A 21,253-nucleotide genomic window follows, 5' to 3' on the forward strand; every position below is an offset into this window, starting at 1 on the left:
GGCGCGGCGGTTCAGCGGTAGACGGCCCAGTCGTCCTTCGCGAGCAGGGTCGGGGTCCCCTCGACGTCGACGAGCCAGCCCGCGTCGTCGCGCTCGAGGTAGCGGCCCTGGACGATCTCGGGAGCCCAGCCGCCGTCGCGGGAGGAGACCCAGCGGACGAAGCGGACCGTGCCGCCTCGCCGGAAGAGGGTGCCGTTGTGGTCGCTCATGCGGGGGTCCTCCGCTCTCGGGGGTCGGCGGTGCTGTCGGGCTCGGGGACGATGTGCAGACCCAGGCGGCCGTGCGACGCGGCGGTGAGGGCGCGCAGCCAGTGCGGATCGAGCTCCTGCTCGCTCGTCCCGTCGTACTCGTAGCGGAGGGCGATGGCGGGGTGCAGCCACAGCTCGGACCGGCGCCCGTCGTCGTCGAGGGTGAGCAGGAAGCCCTCGCCGCGGCGGAACCGGGAGGTGATCACGCTCTGCAGGTGCGCGAGGACCCTGTCCTCGAAGGGGTGCGCGCTCGGCGGCGCTCCGTACAGCAGGCGACCCATCGCGCGGACCTCCTCGGCCGTCTCCCGGCACGCTCCGCCGAGCGCGCCACGGACTCAGCCTAGGCAGTGGCTAAATCGGTTAGCTAATGCATCCGGCGAACAGTGCGTTTCCGGGACAGCGTCCGGCGTGCTCCGAGAAGTGGTTGCATGGTCGGAGCGAGTTCCCGGCCGGGGCGCCTGCCACTCAGGAAGGTGCGACCCGTGGACGATCGACCCGACCTGTTCGGACTGCTCACCCGGCTGCGGACCGAGGAGCGCAGCTACGACGCCCGCGTCGAGCGGCGGCTGGGCATCGGCGTGACCGACCTGGCCGCCCTCCGGCTGATCGGCGCCGGCGCGGAGCGCGACGAGATGGTGCGCGCGGTCGATCTCGCGGGGGCGCTCGGGCTGACGACGGCGGCCGTGTCGATCCTCGTCGACCGGCTCGCGCGGGCGGGGTACGTGGACCGGGTCGTCGACCCCTCCGACGGCCGCGGCCGCATCCTCTGCCCGACCGACCGCGCCCGGACGGCGATCCGCGAGACGGACGAGCCGGTGTACGGAGCGATCCGCGCGCTGACCGACGCCGTCTCGGACGCCGAGGCGGCGCGCTTCGCCGAGATGCTGGACGGGCTGTCGCGGATCCTCGAGGGCGGTCCGCCGCCGCGCTGAGGACGGCCGCGCGCTCGGCTCGGTGCTCGGCTCGGTGCTCGGCGCAGCGCCCGGCTCAGTGCGTGAGGCGCTCGATCAGCTCGCGGTAGCGGCCGGCCGTGCGGACGACGATCTCGTGCGGGAGGCGGGGCGGCTCGCCCTGGCCGTCCCAGTTGTCGCCGATCCAGTCGCGCACGATCTGCTTGTCGAACGACTGCCCGCGGACGCCAGCGTCGTACTCGACCGCGTCCCAGTAGCGCGAGGAGTCGCTGGTGAGCACCTCGTCGCCGAGGGTGACGACGCCGGTCGCGCGGTCGACGCCGAACTCGAACTTGGTGTCCGCGAGGATGACGCCGCTGCGCAGGGCGATCGCCGCGGCCTCGCGGTAGACGTGCAGCGAGAGGGTGCGCAGCGCCTCCGCCGCGTCCTCGCCGACGAGCTCGACGGTGCGCTCGAAGGAGATGTTCTCGTCGTGCTCGCCCTGCGGCGCCTTCCAGGCGGGGGTGTAGATCGGCTCGGGCAGCACGTCGCCGTCGTTCAGGCCCTCGGGCAGGGCGACGCCGGAGACCGCGCCCGTCGCCCGGTACTCCTTGAGACCGCTGCCGGAGAGGTAGCCGCGGACGACGCACTCGATCGGGAACATGTCCAGCGTCTGCACGAGCATCGCGCGACCGCGCACCGGCTCCGGGATCTCGCCCGCGACGAGGTGGTTGGGCACGTCGGCCAGCTGGCCGAACCACCACAGCGACAGCTCGGTCAGCAGCTCGCCCTTGCCGGGGATGCCGGGCTCGAGGACGGTGTCGAAGGCGCTGACCCGGTCGCTGGCGACGACGAGCATCCGGTCGGCGCCGAGCACCGGGTCCGCGTCGTCGGGGGTGTAGAGGTCGCGCACCTTGCCGGAGTAGGCGTGCTGCCAGCCGGGCAGGGGGGCGCTGGGGTCGTAGGCCGGGGAGTCGTCGCGAGTCACCCGGCCATTGTCCCGGAATCGGAGTGTGCGGCGAGGCGGAGTCCGCTCAAAGCTGAGTCCCGGCTGGGCATCGCCTCTGTCGCGCGGATCCCGAGCTGTCAACCACGCGCGCCGACGCGGTGCCCGCGCCTACCGTCGAAGACATGACTTCCGAGAACACGACCGACCAGTACACGTTCCAGGACCCCGCGAAGATGTTCTCCGACATCGACACCGAGGCGCAGTACCAGGAGGGCTCCGGCCTCGATTCGAAGATGGACGACCTCGCCGACCGCGGCGAGAAGACCTACCGCGGCTCCGGCCGGCTCGAGGGCCGCAAGGCTCTCGTCACCGGCGGTGACTCGGGCATCGGCGCGGCCGTCGCCATCGCCTACGCCCGCGAGGGTGCCGACGTCGCGATCGTCTACCTGCCCGAGGAGGAGTCCGACGCGAAGAAGGTCGTCGCCCTCATCGAGGAGGCCGGCCGCGTCGCCGTCGCCATCCCCGGCGACATCACCGACCACGACTTCGCCGTCGGCGCCGTCGCGAAGGCCGTCGAGGGTCTCGGCGGACTCGACATCCTCGTGAACAACGCGGGCAAGCAGCAGCACGTCGAGGACTTCCTCGAGCTCTCGGACGAGCAGTTCGACGAGACCTTCAAGACCAACGTCTACGCGATGTTCTGGATGACGAAGGCGGCCGTGCCGCACCTCGCCCCGGGCTCCGCGATCATCAGCACCTCGTCGATCCAGGCCTACTCGCCCTCGCCGATGCTGGTCGACTACGCCTCGACGAAGGCCACGATCAACACGTTCTCGAAGGCGCTCTCGCAGCAGCTGGCGCCCAAGGGCATCCGCGTGAACGTCGTCGCGCCGGGCCCCATCTGGACCCCGCTGCAGACCGCCGGCGGACAGCCGTCGGACAAGCTGCCCGAGGTCGGCTCGCAGACGCCGCTCGGCCGCTGGGGCCAGCCCGCGGAGCTCGCTCCGGCCTACGTCTTCCTCGCCTCGCCCGAGTCGAGCTACGTGATCGGCGAGACGCTGCACGTCAACGGCGGCATGCCCACGCCGTAACACTCGGCGGCATCGGCGGGCCCGGCCTGCGCTCGGAGACCTCGGTCCCGTGCGCAGGCTGGGTCTTCGCATTTAGTTGTCGTAACAATGGCCGTGTCGATGCCGAACTGCGCAAGGCTTTCCGCATGACCGATTCTCTGCCGATCCTCGACCTGTCCCGCCTCGACCAGGGGGAGGAGGAGGCCGCCGCCTTCCGCCGCGACCTCCGCGAGACCACGCACGACGTGGGCTTCTTCTACCTGGTCGGCCACGGCGTGCCGCAGGACCTCCTCGACGACGTGGTCGCCGTCTCCCGCCGCTTCTTCGACCTGTCCGAGGAGGAGAAGCTGGCCATCGAGAACACGGCCAGCCCGCAGTTCCGCGGCTACACCCGCTTCGGCGCCGAGCTGACCAACGGCGACGTCGACTACCGCGAGCAGGTCGACATCGGCATCGACCGCGAGACGGTGCCGGCCGGGCCGGACGTGCCCGACTACCAGCGCCTCGAGGGACCGAACCTCTGGCCCGAGGCGCTGCCCGAGTTCCGCGACGTGTTCGAGCGCTGGCACGAGGAGCTCGCCGCGGTCGCGATCCGCCTGCTGCGCACCTGGGCCGTCGCGCTCGACGCCCCCGCCGACGTCTTCGACGAGGCGTTCGCCGAGAAGCCGTTCTCGCTCGTCAAGGTCGTCCGCTACCCCGGCACCTCCGACCCCGAGCCCAAGCAGGGCGTCGGTGCGCACCGCGACGGCGGCGTGCTGACCCTGCTGCTGGTCGAGCCGGGCAAGGGCGGCCTGCAGGTCGAGCACGACGGCTCGTGGATCGAGGCGCCCGCGCTCGACGGCGCCTTCGTCGTCAACATCGGCGAGATGCTCGAGCTGGCCACCGGCGGCTACCTGAAGGCGACGCTGCACCGCGTGATCTCGCCGCTGATCGGCACGGACCGGATCTCGATCCCGTTCTTCTTCAACCCCTCCCTCGACGCCACGATGCCCTCGCTGCCGCTGCCGGAGGAGCTCAAGTCGGGTCTCTCGGTCGACCCGACCAACAGCCCGATCCTCGAGACCTACGGCGAGAACGCGCTGCGCTACCGCCTCCGCGCGCACCCGAACGTGGCGGCCGCGCACCACGCCGACCTGCTGACCCCGGCGAGCTGACCCCCGGCCCCCCTCCGCGAGATGCCGCTTATGCACGCCTTTCACGGCGTGTCGCGTGTACAAGTGGCATCTCGCGGAGGGGAGGGGACCCGGGCTACTCGATGAGGTTCGCGGTAGGGAGCGAGTGGGTTCCCAGGTGCAGCGAGCGCGTTCCGAGCGTCCAGCTGATGCGGGGGCGGAAGACGGCCAGGCCGGTGAAGGACACCGCCTTCATCTTCTTCAGCGCGGCGCTGGTCTTCGTCCTCAGGGAGGAGACCTGCTCGGCGGAGTGCGCGGAGGCGGCCGGGGGCGGACCCACCTCCCACAGTTCCACTCCGGACTGCGGCGGCGGGACATCGGCCGGGAGGTCGGTGACGCGTCCCGCCGGTCGCGTGGCCTTGTACTCCACGGAGAGCGGCACGGCGACGGAGGCGTTGGAGGTCAGGAAGGTGGTGAGCCGCCCGTCCGACGCCTCCGCCGCGGTCTCGATCCCCTCGAGGAGATCGGACCCGACGTGGCAGCCCGTGATCGGGTCCTGCTCCGCGACGATCGCGAAGACGAACCCGCCGGCGCAGCCGACCAGCGCGGACGAGACGTCGAGAGCGAGCCAGCGATCCAGCGCCGACTTCTCCCGGGTGGCGATCTCCACGACGTAGCTGCCCTCGACGGTCGCCTTCCCGGCGACGTCGAGCCGGTGCGGGGCCGGCATCCGCTTGCCGGCGAACGTGTCGAGCATCTTCGTGCCGTCGACCTTGCCGTCGGCGGCCAGGGTGAACTCCTTGAAGTAGATCGTGTGGCCGGGCAGGAAGCGCCACGCGTCGGGTTCTCCGGCCTTCGGCTGGAAGTAGAGCCGGACGCCGTGCTTCCGGACGATCGCCGGAGAGAGATTGACGCCCGCCTTCGCGAACGCCGTGTCCTTCACCTTCGGCGCGCCCAGGACCGAGTAGTTGATCGAGTCGCGGAAGGAGAAGGCGATCGACATCGTGGGGACGTTGCAGTCCTCCTTGAGAGCGAGCTGCCGGACCTCGCACGGCCCGTTCGGGGAGGTGACCCACGGATTGCCGCTCCTCGTCATCGTCGGAGCGCCGACCGACATCTCCAGGTCGAACTCGTCGCTCACCCCGGGGTACTCGGAGGAGAGCTCGATCCCCGCCCGCAGGAGGAAGCTGAAGCGGCCCTTACCGGCGATGTGCGAGTTGAGGGAGCTGTAGGAGTTCCAGCCCTCCAGATGCGCGGTCGTGCCGCCGGAGAACAGGACCGTCGCCGAGCTGCTCTGGTCGTGGGCCGGAAGGCTCGCGATCGCGGCGCTGAACCCGGGGTCGGTCGACGGCGTGCTCAGCATGACGGCATCGCGGAAGCGGGCGCCGACATCGCCCTGTCCGCTGCATCGCTTCACGTCGACGTCGAAGATCCTGCAGCGCCACCAGTTCAGCGAGTGACCGAGCTCCTCGAGGTAGAACTTGGCGAACTCCGGGTTCGCGGAGCCGTCGGTGACGCTCACGCGGTCCTCGTTGAGCAGGATCGCGCTCTGATCGTCGTCGTAGACGAAGGCGGCGGGCCGGTCGCCCAGGGTGTCGGAGGCGACCCAGATCGGACTGATCTGCTCGAGGTACGCGGAATCCGTCAGGACCTTCAGCAGCTCCGCCGTGATCGACCGACTCTCCGCGCTCGCCCACGCGGGGTTCTCCCGCGCGACCTGCTCGTAGTCCGGGCCGAACGCGTGCGTGAAGACCGTCTCCACCCCGCGCTCGAAGGCGACCTGCGCGGCGGCGTGGCGCAGATCGGCACTGGTGGCGCCGACCACGGGGAAGGTGTTGCTGCCGTCGAGCCCCAGCTCGTCGCGGAGCGACTCGTTCGCGAGAAGCCACTTCAGAGTCGCGTCAGGCATCATCCGCGGAGCCCGAGCGAAGAGCTGCCCGAAGTCCTCGTAGTGCGACTCGGGCGGAGCGTCGGACCCGGGCGCGTCGCTCCAGAGGCCGCTCTCGCGGACCCCCTCCACCGCCTCGTCGCCGAGGTCCTTCGAGAAGTCGGCCGCGAGGCCCTCGAGCGTGGTCCCGAAGTCGTCCTGCCCTCCCATCTCGTGCAGCGCGTCCGAGAGGAACCGCTGCTCGCCCGACTTGAGCGCGGTCTTGGCGGAGAGCTCCAGCCCGCCCTCGACGGCCTCGCCCGCCGGGCCGAGTGCACCGAGGAGCACGCGGCGGAGGTTGGTCCCGTTCGGGTTCTGCTCGTACTCCTCGACGTGCCGGATCAGCGGCCCGATCAGCGGGATCTGCTCCGCCTCCCCGATCGCGCTGTGCTCGTGGAGCCATTGCTTCTGCAGCTCGCGGAACGCCTGCTCGTCACTCTCGGCGGCGCGCCGGTACTCCTCCTCCGACGCCTTCAACTCGGACAGCTCCTTGCTCTCGACCCGGATCAGAGCCGCGAAGCCGGTGGGGTCTTCGCCCGCCCACGTGCGGTGCAGCTCGTGCCAGTCCTCCGCCATCCGAGCCCGGAGTGCCGCCTGCGCCTCGGCGACCCGGGCGTCGTGCTCCTTCCGGACGTCGTTCAGCTCCGCCTCGAGCGTCTCCACATCACGACCGGCGGCTTTGCAGGGAACGCTGGTGATCCCGAGACTGAGGACCATCCAGAGCGGATTGCACACGCTCCTCTGCTCGGCGATCGCACGGTGGATCCGCGTCTCCAAGGCGGCGATCCTCTCGTGGAGCGCCGCCTCCGCTCGGAGCTTGGCGTCGTTCAGCCCGAGGGAGAAAAGCCGGTCCATCCGTGCGTACTGACGCTCGTGCGCTTGCTGCGCGATCCGGTGCCCGGAGTCGGCGAGAGCGCGGCCGAGAAGATCACAGGTCTGCTGCAGGGGAGAGCCCGCCGTCGCGGAACTGCACCGAGCGGCTGACACGCGCCAGCGATCGGCACCCGACGCCGGATCGACTCCGGGATCGCTCGTGAGGCATTCCGTTCCCGTCCCCGTGATGCAGACCAGACCCCCGTCGAGGTCGCGGGCGTACCAGATCGGCACCCCGAGCGAGCTGCCGTCCTTCCAGGTCGTCTCGGCGGCGCTCGCCGCCCGGCAGAGGGACGCGAACACGGCCGGGATCGAGTCCGGGGTGGCGTCCACCTGCGAGCAGCGCACGAGTGCGGTCCTGCCGCGGACGACGTCGGCGACCGCGGCGAGCGGCGTCGCCGTCCGCAGGTCGTACGCCGACCCCTCGGCACCCGTCCACGGCGTCGCCGCCGCCGGGAACGCGATGTCCCGCTCGTCGACGATCGTGTACACGGCGGCGGGACGTGCCACCTGCGGATCCGCCGGCAGGACGCGCAGCTCCTCCATCCTGACCCCGACGAGCGGATCGTTGAGAGGGGAGGGGCCGGTCGTCGCGGCGTGCGCGGGAAGGACGGTGCTGACGGCGAGAAGAGCCGCGAGGACGGCGATCGGGCCGGTGAGGCGTCGAGGCATGGCTGCTCCTGGGGTGGGAGGGGCGGGATGCTCCGGGCGGGCCGAGCCCGGTGAGGGCCGGCGGCAGCGTCTCGCGCTATCGATCGGGTGGCCACACCGTAGTGAGGTCGAGTTCCGCCTCTGTGTCGTTGCGCGTCCTGCGGCACCGGAGGCGCGGGATCCCTCGCCCTCCTCGGGGCCGACGCCGCCGAGCGGCGAGAGGGAATCGTGACGCGCGCATGATGCAGGGGTGACGGGGCGCTGACGGGGCGGAGCGGAGGGTGGGGTGCCGGCGTCGCCGGACCGCCGCTCCTCTCGTCGTCAAGGGAACCCATGTCGTCTCGTCGTGCTCGTCCGTCCCGCCGTCTCGCCGCTGTGCTCGCACCGCCGGCCGCGTTGCTCCTGGTGCTCGCCGGGTGCAGCGCCGCTCCCGCGCCGGCCGCGACCACGGCGATGTCCGGTCGGGCTGTCGCGCCCACCGACGCCGAGGTCCGGGGGCTGTTCGACGAGTGGAACGCGGCGCTCGCCACCGGCGACCCCGCGGCCGTCGACGCGCTCTACACCGCCGACGCGGTGCTCCTGCCGACCGTCGCACCCGGCGTCCTCGACACCTCCGCGGAGCGCACCGCCTACTTCGGCGCCTTCCTCGCGAACCGGCCGACCGGCGTGATCGACGAGAGCGTCGTCCGCGATCTCGGCGACGGATTCGCGTCGAACACGGGCCTCTACACCTTCACCCTCGGCGCGACCGGCGATGTGGTGCACGCCCGGTTCACCTTCGTCTACGAGGAGATCGGCGGGGAGTGGAAGATCATCGAGCACCACTCGTCGCGGGAGCCCGTCGCGCCGTGACAGCGGCCCGCTCGCCCTGCGGGACGTGGCACAGTGAGACGTGCTCATCTTGCTGGTGGAGGACGATCCCGAGATCGCCGACTGCGTGACCGCGGCGCTCGAGCAGTACGGCTACGCCGTCGCCCGGGCGCGGACGGGCAGGGAGGCGCTCGACTCCGGTCCCCCGGACCTCGTCCTGCTCGACCTCGGACTGCCGGACATGGACGGGCTGGACGTCTGCCGGATGCTCCGCCGCAGATCCGACGTTCCGATCATCGTGATCACCGCGAGGAGCGACGAGGCCGACACCGTCGCCGCGCTCGAGGTGGGCGCGGACGACTGCGTGATCACGCCGGTGGGCGTCCGCGGGCTGATCGCGCGGATCCGGGCGGTGAGCAGGAGGGTCGGCGCGGTCGGGGCGCGGTCGGCGGGCGCCCTCCCGCCGCCCCTGCGGCTCGGCGGGGTCGTCGTCGATCCCGCGTCCCGTCGTGTGCACCTCGGCGGGACGGAGCTCGCGCTCACGCCGAAGGAGTTCGACCTGCTGGTCGCGCTGGCCCGGCGCCCGGGCGTCGCCCTCACCCGCGAGGCTCTGATCGACGAGGTCTGGGACTGCAACTGGTTCGGCTCCACCCGCACCCTCGACGTCCACGTCTTCGCCCTCCGGCGCAAGCTCGGCGCGGCGCTGACGATCACGACCCTCCGCGGCGTCGGCTTCCGCCTCGAGGTCCCCTGACCCGGGTCCGCCCCCCCTCCGCGAGATGCCACTTGTGCTCGCCTTTCACGGCGTGTCGTGTGCACAAGTGGCATCTCGCGGAGGGGAGTCGGGAGGTCAGGGAGTCAGGGGGTCAGCAGGTGGCCGCCTGGTAGGGGAGGGTGGCGGTGAAGGGCGGCTGGCCGGGGGAGGTGCCGGTGACGGTGACCGTGCCGGCGGGGGTCGACTTCAGGCGCGTGGTGAACGCGGCCGAGGCCGAGGAGCCCGGAGCGACCGAGGGGAACGACTTCGTGCCGTAGGCGGACTCGACGGTGATGTCGGCCGCCGCGGTGTCGGTGTTCTTCACGGTCGCGGTGAGCACGACCTTGCCGGCGACGCAGCGCGTCGAGACGGCGGGGGCGAGCTCGAGCGTGTCGAGCGAGACCGCGGCCGAGGCCGAGGTGCGCACGAGCGCGTCGGCGTAGCCGTTGTAGGAGGCGGTGACGCCGCTCACTCCGGCCGGGACGACGGCGCTCGCCGAGCCGCCGGAGAGGGCGACGGTCGAGCTCCAGGTGCCGCCGGTGAAGGTGACGGTTCCGGCGACGTCGCCCTTGTCGGCCGCAGCGACCTTCGCCGTGACCGTGCGGCCGTCGGCGGTGAGGGTCGTGCTGGAGTCGACGGCGGTGACGCCGGTCCAGTTCTTCATCGCGGTGAGCACCGTCTGCGGGACGCTCACGAACGCGCCGTGCCGCGGGCTGGCCGGGAGGCCGCCCTTGGTCGAGACGTTCCAGTCGGTCGACTTGGACAGGCGCGCGGACTGCGAGCTGGCCGCGATGGCCGCGCCGCTCGTCACGAAGGCCTTGTAGCCGCCCTGGCCGTAGTTGTCGACGAGGAAGGCGTAGCCGTCGCCGTTCGCGGTGGTGTCGTTGGGGTCGCCCGCGTTCAGCTTGATGATCTCGGGGCCCTCGCCGTCCTGACCGGTCTCGAGCTTGGTCATGTTCGTGTCGGTGAGCTGCCAGGTCGTGCTCGGATCGGCGTTCCAGTTCGACGAGGTCGTCGGCGCGGTGAGCACCTTCGACTTCTCCAGGAAGATGTCCTTGCCGGCCTCGAGGGTGCCGGCGGCGCCGCCCTCCTCGTTCTTGGTGAAGCGGTAGTAGTAGTCGCCGATCTTGGTGATCGTCGAGTCGATCCGCGCGTAGCCGGTGTCCTGCCAGGTGGCGGGCGGCTGGGTGAAGGTGCGGAAGTCGCGGGTGATCACCGAGAAGACGCGGGAGTAGAGCTTGTCGCTGTTGGTCTTGGTCGCGTCGGAGTAGAGGCGCGAGGAGAAGAAGACGACGTAGGACTGCAGCGCGTCGTCCCAGTACGCCTCCGGCGCCCAGGTCATGCCGGCGGCGGGCTGGTTGACCGTGATGCCGGTGTCGACGCCGTTGGTGCGGGTCCACTTCACCAGGTCGGTCGACTCCCAGACCTCGATCTTGAGGCTGCCCTTGGACTGCGCGTCGCCCCAGCTCGTGCCGCAGGAGATGCAGAGGTCGGTGGCGACCATGTAGTACTTGTCGCCGTTGTGCGAGCGGAGGATGAACGGGTCGCGCAGGCCCCTGGTGTCGGTCGTCGAGGTGATGACGGCCTTGCCGTCGTTGACCGGCGAGAAGGTGAAGAAGTCGTTGCCCGAGGTCGCCGCCTGGTAGATCTTCTCGTCGCCGTCGGACTTGAAGTACGCCGAGGCGTAGCCCGCGTCGGGGGCGGTGCGGCCGAGCTCCGCCACCGCGAGGGTGAAGGTGCGCGACTCCGAGACGCCGTTGAGCGTCGCGTTCGCGGTGAGGGTGACCGTCTTGTCGCCGGTGCCGTAGGCCGGGCGGGTGACGATGCCGCCGCCGCGGTACGGGTCGGCCGCGCCGACCGCGGGGGCGGTGTAGCCGGTGTTCGTCGGGGTGACGAGCGCGGGGTCGGAGGAGGTCCAGGTGATCGCGGTCCCGTTCTTCGGGCCGGTGACCACCAGGGGCAGGTTCTCGGTGGTGCGGGTGGCGAGGGCCAGCGCGTCGAGGTCGTCGTTGATCCTCGGGGCGAGGACGACGACGTCGAAGGTCAGCGTCGTGCCGAGGCCGGTGGTCGCGGTGAGGGTGACCGGGGTGTTCTGCGCGATGCTGCGCGAGACGACTCCGGTGCTCGAGACGACCGCGGGGTTCGACGACGACCAGGTGAGCGCGACTCCGCTGCTCGTCGCGGGCAGGGTGAGGTTCGAGGAGACCGCGTCGAGCGAGGGGTTGCCGGCCAGGAGGACGGGCAGGACGTCGGAGCGCAGGAGCGCCGAGGTGGCGGCCGACTTCGCGGCGGCGGTGGGCATGCTGGCGGTGACCTGGTCGGCGGTGAGCGCGGTGTCCCAGAACTTCACGTCGGTGACGTCGCCGGTGAAGAGCGCGTCGCCGTTGTAGAGGGAGCGGCCGAGGTAGCCGAGGGTGCTGCCTGCGGGGACGATGCTCGCCATCGACTTGGCGGCCGTGACGGTGGAGATCTGCGTGCCGTCGCGGTAGAGGGTGAGCGTGGTGCTCGAGCCGGTGCCCGAGCCGACGAGCGTCAGCGTGGTGAAGCCGGGGTTGAGGCCGCCGCCCGCGGGGAGGCGGGTCTCGCCGTTGCCGCTGTCCTTCACGCGGATGCCGGAGAGGACCTGGTTGCTGTAGCCGCCCTCCGAGCTGCGCGGGTTCACGAAGACGTGGTTGCCGAGCTGGGTGGTGTTCCAGTTGCCGATGCCGTCGCCGATGACCCAGCCGAACTGGTTGGCGGCGGTCTGCGTCTTCACCGTGTACTCGACGGCGAAGGCGTTGTCGGTGCCGGTGACGAGGTTCTTGGGGAGGGCGGCGTAGCCGTTGTTCTTGAAGCGGGCGACCTGGTCGCCGCCGGCATCGGCGAAGGACGCGTCGGTGAGGCCGGTCAGCGTCGCGTTGCGGCCGTTGCCCGAGATGTCGAGCAGGGCGGACCCGGCGTGCGACATGTCGTAGTGCGCGGTGGGTGCGGGCACGTCGGCGGCCTGGGCCGTGACGGGGACGAGGGCGCCTCCGAGGGCGACGCTCGTGCACGCGAGTGCGGAGAGGAAGAGGGACCGGGCACGGCGCCTGGGCGCGGTGGCAGGGGGCTCCGGGGAGCGTCGTCTCATCGTCGAGACCTTTCGAGTAGGGGGAGGAGCGGGCCGCCGGATGGGAGCCGGCGGGGTGGTGTTCACGTTAACATGCGCGCTGGTCCGGGGGCTAGCGGCAGCGCGAGAGAAGCGAGGCGACGGCTCCGCGAGATGCCACTTGTGAGCGCGACACGCCGAGGAATGCGTGCACAAGTGGCATCTCGCGGAGGGTGGGGCGTCAGTGCCAGAGGACGAGGCGGCGGCCTGCGATCTGCTCGACGGTGGCGGGGGTGTCGTAGAGGGCCCCGAGGTTCGCGGCGGTCAGGACGTCGGCGACGGGGCCGTGGTGGGCGATGCGGCCGGCGCGGACGGCGACGATGCGGTCGGCGAACTGGGCGGCGACGTTGATGTCGTGCAGGACGACGACGATCGTCATGCCGCGCTCGTCGACGAGGCGGCGCAGCAGCTTCATCAGGACGACGCCGTGGCGCGGGTCGAGATTGTTCAGCGGCTCGTCGAGGAGGAGGTGGTCGGTGTCCTGCGCCAGGGCCATCGCGACGAACGCGCGCTGGCGCTGGCCGCCGGAGAGCTCGTCGAGGAAGCGGCCGCGGACCGCCGACAGATCGAGGGCGGCGATCGCGGCGTCGACGTGGGCGCGGTCCTCCGGGGAGGTGCCGCGGCCGCCGTGCGGGAAGCGCCCGTAGGCGACGAGGTCCTCGACGCTCAGGCGGATCGCGAAGTGGTTGTCCTGGCGGAGGATCGCCAGGCGGCGCGCGATGTCGCGGGAGCGGGTGGTCGCGACGTCGAGGCCGTCGACGGTGACGCCGCCGCTGCTCGCCTTCACCAGGCGGCCGATGGTGGCGAGGAGGGTCGACTTGCCGGAGCCGTTCGGGCCGATGATCGCGGTGAGGCCGGCGTCGAGGGCGAGGGTGACGTCGTCGACGGCGACGACGCTCCCGTGCCGGGTGGTGACGGAGGTGGTCTGGATCATGTCAGCGGGCCCTTCCGGTGAGCACGAGGAGGAGGAAGAGGAGGCCGCCGGCGAACTCGATGACGACCGGCAGCTCGGTGCCGAAGCCGAGCACCCGGTCGAGCACGAGCTGCCCGCCGACGAGGGCGACGACTGCGACCGCGATCGCCGCCGGGATGCTGCGCAGGTGCCGGTGGCCGACGACGGTGTACGCGACGTTCGCGACGATCAGGCCGAAGAAGGCGACCGGGCCGACGAGCGCGGTCGAGGCCGCCACCATCACGGCGACGGCGACGATCACGTGCAGCACGGTGCGGCGGTGCTCGACGCCGAGCGAGACGGCGGTCGCCTCGCCGAGGGCGAGCACGTCGAGGGCGCGGCGGATCGGCCAGAGCGAGGCGATCGCGGCGGCGACGAGCACGCCGGTGGGCAGCAGCAGCTCGCGGTCGACGGAGGTGAAGCTCGCGAAGGTCAGATTCTGCACGACGGCGAAGGTGTCCGGGTCGAGGAGGCGCTGCAGGAAGCCGGTCACGGAGCGCAGCAGCACGCCGAGGACCAGGCCCGCGAGCACGATCACGTGCAGGTCGAGCCTCCGGCGCACGAACAGCCAGGAGTAGAGGCCGACGACGACGCCGACCATCAGCACCAGCTCGACCAGCCAGGAGACGAGCGGCGGCGCGGCGACGAGCAGGGCCGGGCCGATCGCGAACGCGGTGACCACCTGCAGCAGCAGGAAGACGGCGTCGAAGCCCATGATGCCGGGGGTCAGGATGCGGTTCGCGGTGACGGTCTGGAAGAGGACGGTGCCGACTCCGATCGCCGCCGCCGCGATCACCATGCCGAGGACGGTGCGGGTGCGCAGGCCCAGCGCGTACTCCCAGCGGCCGGGCAGGTCGGTGAGGAGGTAGAGGGCGACGACGGCGACGGCGAGTGCTGCCAGGAGCGCGAGGCGCGGGGCGGGGGTGCGCAGGGCGGAGCGGCGCGGGGAGAGGGTGGGCGCGGGTGCGGTCATGAGGCGGCCCTCCTGCGGGCGGGGCCGATCAGGAGGCGCAGGAAGACGAGGCCGCCGATGATCCCCATCACGAGCGAGATCGGCAGCTCGAACGGGAAGCGGACGGTGCGGGCGACGAGGTCGCAGGCGAGGACCAGGGCGGCGCCGAGCAGCGCGACGAGGGGCACCGAGCGGCGCATCGTGTCGCCGACGAGGCGGCTGACGAGGTTGGGCACGATCAGGCCGAGGAAGGGGAGGGCGCCGGTGACGACGGTCATCACTCCGGTGACCGCGGCGATGATCACGACGCCGGTGAGCATCACGGCGCGGGTGTCGAGGCCGAGGCCGCGCGCCGTGTCCTCGCCGAGGGCGGCGACCGTGAAGCGGTCGGCGGCGATCCAGGCGACGGCGGCGGCCGCGGCGGCGACGTAGAGCATCTCGTAGCGACCGCGGAGGATGCCGGAGAAGTCGCCGATGCCCCAGTTGAGCAGCTCCTGCTGCGTGTCGGTGCGGTAGGCGACGAAGGTGGTGGCGGCGCCGATGACGCCGGAGTAGAGGAGCCCGACGACCGGCACGAGCACGCTCGAGCGCGCCGGGATGCGGCGGGCGAGCGCGAGGAAGCCGAGGACGCCGGCCAGGGCGCCGAGCGACGCGAGCGCCGCCTTCGCGCCCATCGGCAGCGCGGGGGCGAGGAGGAGGACGGCGAGCAGGGCGAGGGTCGCGGCGTCCGTCGCCCCGGTGGTGCCGGGCTCGACGAGGCGGTTGCGGGTGAGCAGCTGCAGGATCAGGCCGGTGACGGCGAAGGCGGAACCGGCGAGCAGCAGGGCGAGGGTGCGGGGGAGGCGGCTCTCGACGAGGACGAACGCGTCGAGCTCGGCGACGCCGAGGAGCAGCGAGGCCGTCGCGAGGGCGGCGACGAGCGCCACCCCCGCGACGGTCAGCGCGCGGACGGGAGGGGGAGCCACGCGGGGAGTGCTCAGCTCTGCATCGCGTCGTGCACGCTCTCGAGCACGTTCTGCACGGCGGTGAGGCCGTTGATCACGATGTAGAGCTCGCCGGCGGGCAGCTGGACGATGCGGTCGTTCTGCGCGGCGGGGGTCTGCGCGACGAGGGCGTTGTCGAGGGTCGCCTCGGCGGTGCTGCCGGCGCCGGTGGCCGCGCCGCGGTCGAAGGCGAAGATCCACTCGGGGGCGGCGGTGAGGATGAACTCGTTGGTGACGGTGTCGCCGTGCGGGGATCCCTCCGCGCCGGGGAGTTCGGCGGCGGCGACCGCCGGGGTGAAGCCCAGCGAGTCGAAGAAGTAGCCGAAGCGGGAGCCCTCGCCGAAGGCGCCGTACTCGCCGCCCGAGACGGAGAGGACGAGGGCGCTGCCGGTGGCCTCGTCCTGGATCGACGCGGCGAGCTCCTCCGTGGCGGTCGCCGCCTCGGCGACCTCGTCCTCGCGGTCGAAGATCTCGCCGAGCTGCGTCGCGCGCTCGAGAGCGGCGGCGGGGTCGAAGGTGCCGGCGTAGCTGCCGGTGAGGTCGATCGTGGTGGCGATCTCGGACAGCTCGTCGTACTGGCCGGTGCTGCGCGCGGCGGTGACGATGAGGTCGGGGTCGAGCTCGGCGACGGCCTCGAAGTCGGGCTCGAACAGTGTGCCGACCTTGGGCAGGTCGGCGTACTCGGCGAGGTACTCGGGCAGGGTCGCGTCGGGGATCGCGACGACCGCGTCGCCGGCGCCGATGGTGTGCAGGGTGTCGAGCGTGGCGATGTCGAAGGTGACGACGGCGGAGGGGGAGGCGGGTACCTCGACGGAGGTGCGGGCGACGGCCGTGTCCTCCTGGTAGGACTGCTCGCCGTCCTCGTCGACGAGGGTCAGGGTCGGCTTGGCGTTCTCGACGACGACGGTGGCGGCGGCGGCTTCCGACGGGGCGGCTCCGGAGGCTCCGGACGAGCAGCCCGCGAGGGCGAGCGAGGCGGCGGCGAGGCCGACGGCGAACAGGGGGATGCGAGGGCTGGCTGTGCGATGCATGAGGCTAGGCTAGCCTAACTCTCAGTAAGGGTGGCCTCAGTTCTGGGTCGCGAGATGCCACTTGTGAGCGCTTCTGTCGGCGTGTCGGGCGCACAAGTGGCATCTCGCGGGAGGTCATCGGTCTCGGCGTGTGCCTCGGGGTGGGGTCGGGCGGGTGGTCAGGTTCGAGCCGACGGAGAAAGCTAGGAGACCGATCAAGAGGGAGGTGGCATGTACCTCTCCCTCCGGGCCTTCGAGCGATCCCGTCCGGATGGACCACGCCAGCACGCCGAACCACACAGCGAGGGGTGCGAGGGCCAGGGCTGTACCGAGTTTCGGCCCTGCTCTCCCAGAGAGGCCGCCGAGACCGAGGAGAACTGCGCCCACTGCGATGTACGTCATGGGTGGACTCTCCGGCATGGTCGCGAGAGCGGACGTCACTCGGCGCGGAACGTCCGGCGGCGGGGGTGTCGGGTGGCGCGGGTCTCGATACGCCGCCGCGCGGCTACTCGACCAGCAGGTGGGGCCGTTGCGCGGCTGCTCGGGCAGCGTGCCGAGGCCGCGAGATGCCACTTGTGAGCGCGACACGCCGTGGGGTGCGTGCACAAGTGGCATCTCGCGGAGGGGAGGGGTCAGAGGTCGATCGTCAGGGTGGGGCCTGCGGCTCGGGAGACGCAGGGGTACATGACGGGGGAGTCGGGGGACGTCGTCAGGGAGTCGCGGTGGTCGACGGGGCCGGAGAGGACTCGGACGGCGCAGGAGCCGCAGACGCCGCGGAGGCAGGAGCCGGTGACGGGGAGGTCGCGGGCGGTCAGGACGTGCAGCATCGACTGGTCGGCGGCGACGTCGACGGAGACGCCGGAGCGGGCGCAGTGCACGGTGAAGGGGGCGTTCGGGCGGGCAGCGACGGGCTTCGGCTCGAAGCGCTCGAGGTGCAGGCTGCCGGGCGGCCAGGCGGACATCGCGGCGGCGACGGCGTCGAGGAAGCGGGCGGGGCCGCAGGCCTGCACCGCGACTCCGGGGCGGGGGCCGGCGAGCAGGGCGGCGAGGTCGAGGCGGCCGTGCCCGCCGGGGACGAGCGGGTCCGGGGAGTGCAGGGCGACGCGGTCGCCGAGTGCGGCCAGCTCGCGAGGGAACGGGACGTGCGCGGCACTGCGGACGGCGTAGTGCAGGCGCCACGGTGCTCCGTCGCGCTCGAGGCGCTGCGCGAACGGGAGGATCGCGGTGATGCCGATGCCGGCGGCGAGGAGCAGGTGCTCGTCGGCGCTCGCCAGGGGGAACAGGGTGCGCGGCGGGCGCACGTGCACGGTGGCGCCGACGCGGAGGAACTCGTGCACGTACAGCGAGACGCCGCGCGAGCGCTCCTCGCGGAGGACCGCGATCCGGTAGCGGTGCCGGTCGGCGGGGTCGCCGCAGAGCGAGTACTGCCGCTCCTGCCGGGTGATCAGCTGCACGTCGAGGTGCGCGCCGGGCTCCCACTCCGGCAGCTTCCCGCCGGCCGGGTCGGCGAGGTGGACGGCGGCGATCCCCTCCGCCTCGGCGACGATCGAGGTGACGACGAGGGGGATCCGGCCGGCGCGGTCGCTCACCGTCAGTGCAGCCACGTCAGTACAGCGTCCGGTAGCCGACGGCGGAGGCGTCGTCGATCGCGCGGGCGACCTCGGCGCCGAGCCCCGAGGCCGCCGCCCACATCGTGCCGGCGCTCGGCACCTCCGCGGCGAGGTCCTGCATCTCCGGGTCCCAGAGCCGCGAGCGCAGCAGGGCCCGGCCGCAGTGCAGGTAGACCTGCTCGATCTCGACGACGGTGGCGAGGTCGGGCACGACGTGGTCCTGCTCGAGCATCGCGAGCAGCTCCGGGTCGTCGGTGACGTACGCGGAGCCGTTGATCCGGAGCGTCTCGGTCATGCCGGGCACGAAGCTGACCAGGCCGGCACGGCCGTTCTCGAGGAGGTTCGAGAAGGAGTCGCCGAGGCGGTTGCCGAGGCGGTCGGGGATCACGAGGGTGCGGTCGTCGGGGGCGCGGAGGAAGCCGGGGCGGTCGCCGCGCGGCGAGCTGTCGCAGCGTCCGGCGGCGTCGCTGGTGGCGAGGACGGCGAACGGCGAGTGAGCGAGGAAGACGCGGCAGCTGCGGTCGAGCCGGTCCATGATCTTGTCGCGCGCCGGCTGCTCGGGCTCGCCGAGGATCGCGCGCAGGGCCTCGGGGGAGAGGGCGCGGTAGCGGGTCACGCGAGCGCCTCGGCGGAAGCAGGCGCGTCCGCGGCGACCGCCAGCCGGTCGAGCGCCAGCTGCGCGAGCGTCTCGGCGTGCAGGCCGAGCAGCGCGTCGTCGAAGACCGCCGACTCGGAGTGCATCGACGGCGCCCCGTCCGCCGGCGTGCCGGGCGGGCGGACGCCGAGGAAGAGCAGCGTGCCGGGGACCTCGTCGAGCACGTAGGCGAAGTCCTCCGAGGCCATCGAGGGGGCGGGCAGGCGCAGCACGCGGTCGGCGCCGTGCCGCGACTCGAGCGCGGCGAGCACGCGCTCCGTCTCGGCCGGGTCGTTGTGGGTGACGGGGTAGGAGTCGATGAACTCCGTCTCGACGCCGCAGCCGTGCGCCGCGGCGATGCCGGCGGCCAGCTCGGCGAGCGAGGAGCGCACGAGCGCGAAGGTCTCGCGGGAGAGGGTGCGGATGTTGAGCATCAGCTCGACCCGCGCGGCGAGCACGTTGGGCGCGGTCGAGTCGCTGACGATGCTGACCACCGAGACCACGGCGGGGTCGGTCGCCGGCACGCGGCGGGCGACGAAGGTCTGCAGCGCCTGCACGAGCGCGGCCGCCGCGGGGATCGGGTCGACGGCGAGGTGCGGGAACGCGGCGTGCCCGCCGGTGCCGGTCACGGTGATCCTCATGCCGCTGGCGCTCGCCATCATCGGGCCGGAGCGGGTGACGAAGAGGCCGGAGTCGGTGGAGCAGTCGACGTGCATCGCGAAGGCGGCGACGGGGCGCTCGCCGGCGGCGTCGAGGACGCCCTCGTCGAGCATCAGGCGGCCGCCGGCGAAGCCCTCCTCGCCGGGCTGGAGCATCAGGACGACCGTGCCGGCGAGCTCGTCGCGGCGCGCGGCGAGCAGGCGGGCGGCGCCGATCAGGCCGGCCATGTGCAGGTCGTGGCCGCAGGCGTGCATCGCGCCGTTCGTCGCGGCGAAGGGCAGGCCGGTCGCCTCGGTGACGGGGAGGGCGTCCATGTCGGCGCGCAGCAGCACGACCGGCCCGGGGCGTGCGCCGCGGAGGACGGCGGTGATCGAGCTGAGGCCCTGGCCGGTGGAGACCTCGAGGCCGAGGGGCGCCAGCTCCGCCAGCAGCAGCGCCTGGGTGCGCGGGAGGTGCAGGCCGGTCTCGGGATCGGCGTGCAGCCGGCGGCGGAGGCGGACGAGGTCGTCCTGGAGGCCCGGGATCACCGCGGCTCCCCGGCGTGCACGCGGCGCATCCGCTCGGCGAGGGCCGGGTTGCGGTAGGGGCCGGGCGCATCCAGCGCGGCCGTCACCCGCTCGACGACCTCGGCCGGCTTGTCCTGGCTCATCTTCTCCTTCGCCTCGAGGCGGGTGACGCGGAGCCGGAAGCCGACGGTGCCGTGCACGATCCGCTCGGCGTAGGCGGCGTTCTCGGCGCTGATCCGCAGGCGGAACGGCTCGGGCAGCTCCTCCTCGAAGTGGTCGACGAGCCGCTCGAGCACGGCGAGGTTCTCCTCGTCGCCGAGCAGCTCGGGCACGCCCCAGACGTGCACGGCGGCGAAGTTCCAGGTCGGCACCGCTCGCGTGACGCCGTACCAGCTCGGCGAGACGTAGCCGTGCGGGCCCTGGAAGATCACGGTCAGCTCGGACTCGCCGAGCCGGTGCGCGCGCTCGTCGGGCCGGCCGACGTGGCTGACCAGGACGAGCTCGTCGGGGTCGGCGCCGGGGAGCGGCTCCTCCAGCAGGAAGGGGTAGTGCGAGACGACGACGCCGTCCTCGGTGGCGCTGACCATCGTCGCCCAGGGTGTCGCGCGGATCAGCGCGCGGATCTCGGCGGGGTCGGTCATCCCGTAGTCGGTGTTCTCACGCATCGGCGGTCCTCTCGGCGCGGGCGGCGGTCCGTGCCAGGATCGCAGCGAATTCGGGCCAGAGCTCGACGGGGATGTCGTGGCCCATCTCCTCGTAGAGGTGCAGCTCGGCCTGCGGGAGGATCCGCGCCGTCTCGAGGGCGGCGCTCCAGTGCAGGCTCTGGTCGCCGCGGCCGTGGATGACGGCGACCGGCACGGTGACCCTCGCCATCGCCTCCCGCCGCTCGAGCGGGCCGCGCAGCAGGGCGTTCCACTGCCGGATCAGGCCGGTCGGCGTGTAGGCGCGGTCGTAGTAGCGCGCGCCGAGGGCGGCGCTCGCCGCCTCGTCGAAGGGGAAGCCGGGCGACTGGTAGTGCCGCTGCCCGCCGACGAACATCGCGATGTAGGCGTCGCGGTCGAGGACCTCGGGGACCTCGGTGATCGGCTCGCCGGTGTGCTCGCCGACCAGGAACTCGGGTGCCGAGCTGAGCGAGGTGGACATCAGGCCGAGCGAGGCGACCCGCTCGGGGTGCAGGATCGCGACCAGCTGGGCGATGTAGCCGCCCATCGACATGCCGGTGAGGTGCGCGCGCTCGATGCCGAGCTCGTCGAGGACGGCGACGACGTCGAGCGCCATGTCGGCGAGGTCGTAGCCGGCCGCGGTGTCCTCGGGGCCGCCGGTCGCCTGGCTGAGGCCGACGTCGCGGTTGTCGGTGCGGACGACGAAGAAGCCGTGCTCGGCGAGCAGCGCGCAGAAGCGGTCGTCCCAGCCGATCAGCTGGGCGCCGCCGCCGTGCAGCAGGACGAGCGGGCGGCCGGCGGGGTCGCCCGTGGTCTCGTAGTGCACGGCGATGCCGGCCGGGGTGGTGATCAGGGGCATGGCGGAGGGGTCCT

19 protein-coding genes are annotated in these 21,253 nt (G+C 72.3%); 5 read left to right on the top strand and 14 right to left on the bottom strand.

Annotated elements, in window-relative coordinates:
- Positions 1–11 precede the first annotated feature (11 nt).
- Together GSU72_RS01050 and GSU72_RS01055 are read right to left on the bottom strand one after the other, a co-directional pair.
- Positions 12–209 carry a hypothetical protein gene (locus GSU72_RS01050; protein ID WP_159982977.1) on the bottom strand — a complete coding sequence of 66 codons (198 nt, stop codon included), beginning with the start codon at positions 207–209 and terminating at the stop codon, positions 12–14.
- A complete protein-coding gene (locus GSU72_RS01055; protein ID WP_159982979.1) occupies positions 206–529 on the bottom strand; it encodes an ATP-dependent DNA ligase in 324 nt (107 codons plus the stop codon). The genes GSU72_RS01050 and GSU72_RS01055 overlap by 4 nt, the downstream gene beginning before the upstream one ends.
- Before the next feature lie 201 nt (positions 530–730).
- Between GSU72_RS01055 and GSU72_RS01060 the strand changes: the two genes are divergently transcribed.
- Positions 731–1,180 (top strand): MarR family transcriptional regulator, encoded by a 450-nt coding sequence (locus GSU72_RS01060; RefSeq protein ID WP_159982981.1) that lies wholly within the window; start codon positions 731–733, stop codon positions 1,178–1,180.
- Positions 1,181–1,235: 55 nt separating this feature from the next.
- On the opposite strand, the gene GSU72_RS01065 is transcribed toward GSU72_RS01060, so the two are convergent.
- Positions 1,236–2,126 (bottom strand): phosphoribosylaminoimidazolesuccinocarboxamide synthase, encoded by an 891-nt coding sequence (locus GSU72_RS01065; protein ID WP_159982983.1) that lies wholly within the window; start codon positions 2,124–2,126, stop codon positions 1,236–1,238.
- Between the two features lie 143 nt (positions 2,127–2,269).
- Between GSU72_RS01065 and GSU72_RS01070 the strand changes: the two genes are divergently transcribed.
- Both GSU72_RS01070 and GSU72_RS01075 read left to right on the top strand, forming a co-directional pair.
- A complete protein-coding gene (locus tag GSU72_RS01070; protein ID WP_159982985.1) occupies positions 2,270–3,178 on the top strand; it encodes a glucose 1-dehydrogenase in 909 nt (302 codons plus the stop codon).
- A gap of 125 nt (positions 3,179–3,303) precedes the next feature.
- A complete protein-coding gene (locus GSU72_RS01075) occupies positions 3,304–4,311 on the top strand; it encodes a 2-oxoglutarate and iron-dependent oxygenase domain-containing protein (RefSeq protein ID WP_159982987.1) in 1,008 nt (335 codons plus the stop codon).
- 94 nt (positions 4,312–4,405) lie between these two features.
- Here the strand turns inward: GSU72_RS01075 and GSU72_RS01080 are convergent, their stop codons facing one another.
- Positions 4,406–7,741 (bottom strand): hypothetical protein, encoded by a 3,336-nt coding sequence (locus tag GSU72_RS01080; protein WP_159982989.1) that lies wholly within the window; start codon positions 7,739–7,741, stop codon positions 4,406–4,408.
- 312 nt (positions 7,742–8,053) lie between these two features.
- Here GSU72_RS01080 and GSU72_RS01085 point away from each other — a divergent pair, with 312 nt between their 5' ends.
- Both GSU72_RS01085 and GSU72_RS01090 read left to right on the top strand, forming a co-directional pair.
- Positions 8,054–8,572: an SgcJ/EcaC family oxidoreductase gene (locus GSU72_RS01085; protein ID WP_208545121.1), complete on the top strand. Its 519-nt coding sequence runs from the start codon at positions 8,054–8,056 to the stop codon at positions 8,570–8,572.
- Positions 8,573–8,612: 40 nt separating this feature from the next.
- Positions 8,613–9,284 (top strand): response regulator transcription factor, encoded by a 672-nt coding sequence (locus GSU72_RS01090; protein WP_159982991.1) that lies wholly within the window; start codon positions 8,613–8,615, stop codon positions 9,282–9,284.
- A gap of 112 nt (positions 9,285–9,396) precedes the next feature.
- Here the strand turns inward: GSU72_RS01090 and GSU72_RS01095 are convergent, their stop codons facing one another.
- The 10 genes from GSU72_RS01095 to GSU72_RS01140 form a co-directional block, all read right to left on the bottom strand.
- Positions 9,397–12,393, bottom strand: coding sequence for an immunoglobulin-like domain-containing protein (locus GSU72_RS01095; protein ID WP_159982993.1), 2,997 nt, complete (start codon positions 12,391–12,393; stop codon positions 9,397–9,399).
- Positions 12,394–12,592: 199 nt separating this feature from the next.
- On the bottom strand, positions 12,593–13,345 hold the full coding sequence (locus GSU72_RS01100; RefSeq protein WP_159982995.1) for an ATP-binding cassette domain-containing protein: 753 nt from the start codon (positions 13,343–13,345) through the stop codon (positions 12,593–12,595).
- Between the two features lies 1 nt (position 13,346).
- The gene (locus GSU72_RS01105; RefSeq protein WP_159982997.1) at positions 13,347–14,336 is read right to left on the bottom strand and encodes an iron chelate uptake ABC transporter family permease subunit; all 990 of its coding nucleotides are present in this window, start codon (positions 14,334–14,336) and stop codon (positions 13,347–13,349) included.
- Positions 14,333–15,280 (bottom strand): iron chelate uptake ABC transporter family permease subunit, encoded by a 948-nt coding sequence (locus GSU72_RS01110; RefSeq protein ID WP_244255919.1) that lies wholly within the window; start codon positions 15,278–15,280, stop codon positions 14,333–14,335. Before GSU72_RS01110 ends, GSU72_RS01105 begins: the two co-directional genes overlap by 4 nt.
- An 11-nt stretch (positions 15,281–15,291) precedes the next feature.
- Complete coding sequence (locus tag GSU72_RS01115; protein WP_159982999.1) at positions 15,292–16,329, bottom strand: ABC transporter substrate-binding protein; 1,038 nt, start codon at positions 16,327–16,329, stop codon at positions 15,292–15,294.
- A 611-nt stretch (positions 16,330–16,940) separates the two neighbouring features.
- Positions 16,941–17,912, bottom strand: a complete 972-nt coding sequence (locus GSU72_RS01120) for a PDR/VanB family oxidoreductase (RefSeq protein ID WP_159983001.1) — start codon at positions 17,910–17,912, stop codon at positions 16,941–16,943.
- A 1-nt stretch (position 17,913) separates the two neighbouring features.
- Entirely contained in the window at positions 17,914–18,534 is a 621-nt protein-coding gene (locus GSU72_RS01125) for an MSMEG_1061 family FMN-dependent PPOX-type flavoprotein (RefSeq protein WP_208545122.1), read from the bottom strand.
- A complete protein-coding gene (locus GSU72_RS01130) occupies positions 18,531–19,739 on the bottom strand; it encodes a M20 family metallopeptidase (RefSeq protein ID WP_167306083.1) in 1,209 nt (402 codons plus the stop codon). The genes GSU72_RS01125 and GSU72_RS01130 overlap by 4 nt, the downstream gene beginning before the upstream one ends.
- Positions 19,736–20,383, bottom strand: a complete 648-nt coding sequence (locus tag GSU72_RS01135; RefSeq protein WP_159983003.1) for an FMN-binding negative transcriptional regulator — start codon at positions 20,381–20,383, stop codon at positions 19,736–19,738. The genes GSU72_RS01130 and GSU72_RS01135 overlap by 4 nt, the downstream gene beginning before the upstream one ends.
- The gene (locus GSU72_RS01140; RefSeq protein WP_159983005.1) at positions 20,376–21,239 is read right to left on the bottom strand and encodes an alpha/beta hydrolase; all 864 of its coding nucleotides are present in this window, start codon (positions 21,237–21,239) and stop codon (positions 20,376–20,378) included. The genes GSU72_RS01135 and GSU72_RS01140 overlap by 8 nt, the downstream gene beginning before the upstream one ends.
- Between the last annotated feature and the right edge of the window lie 14 nt (positions 21,240–21,253).

Origin of the sequence: Rathayibacter sp. VKM Ac-2760, assembly GCF_009834185.1 — a bacterium.
Lineage (GTDB): Bacteria > Actinomycetota > Actinomycetes > Actinomycetales > Microbacteriaceae > Rathayibacter.

Bases quoted from the DNA above. Each gene is read 5' to 3' on its own strand.
- GSU72_RS01050 (WP_159982977.1), bottom strand. From the start codon at position 209: ATGAGCGACCACAACGGCACCCTCTTCCGGCGAGGCGGCACGGTCCGC.
- GSU72_RS01055 (WP_159982979.1), bottom strand. From the start codon at position 529: ATGGGTCGCCTGCTGTACGGAGCGCCGCCGAGCGCGCACCCCTTCGAG.
- GSU72_RS01070 (WP_159982985.1), top strand. From the start codon at position 2,270: ATGACTTCCGAGAACACGACCGACCAGTACACGTTCCAGGACCCCGCG.
- GSU72_RS01075 (WP_159982987.1), top strand. From the start codon at position 3,304: ATGACCGATTCTCTGCCGATCCTCGACCTGTCCCGCCTCGACCAGGGG.
- GSU72_RS01080 (WP_159982989.1), bottom strand. From the start codon at position 7,741: ATGCCTCGACGCCTCACCGGCCCGATCGCCGTCCTCGCGGCTCTTCTC.
- GSU72_RS01085 (WP_208545121.1), top strand. From the start codon at position 8,054: ATGTCGTCTCGTCGTGCTCGTCCGTCCCGCCGTCTCGCCGCTGTGCTC.
- GSU72_RS01095 (WP_159982993.1), bottom strand. From the start codon at position 12,393: ATGAGACGACGCTCCCCGGAGCCCCCTGCCACCGCGCCCAGGCGCCGT.
- GSU72_RS01100 (WP_159982995.1), bottom strand. From the start codon at position 13,345: ATGATCCAGACCACCTCCGTCACCACCCGGCACGGGAGCGTCGTCGCC.
- GSU72_RS01105 (WP_159982997.1), bottom strand. From the start codon at position 14,336: ATGACCGCACCCGCGCCCACCCTCTCCCCGCGCCGCTCCGCCCTGCGC.
- GSU72_RS01115 (WP_159982999.1), bottom strand. From the start codon at position 16,329: ATGCATCGCACAGCCAGCCCTCGCATCCCCCTGTTCGCCGTCGGCCTC.
- GSU72_RS01135 (WP_159983003.1), bottom strand. From the start codon at position 20,383: ATGCGTGAGAACACCGACTACGGGATGACCGACCCCGCCGAGATCCGC.
- GSU72_RS01140 (WP_159983005.1), bottom strand. From the start codon at position 21,239: ATGCCCCTGATCACCACCCCGGCCGGCATCGCCGTGCACTACGAGACC.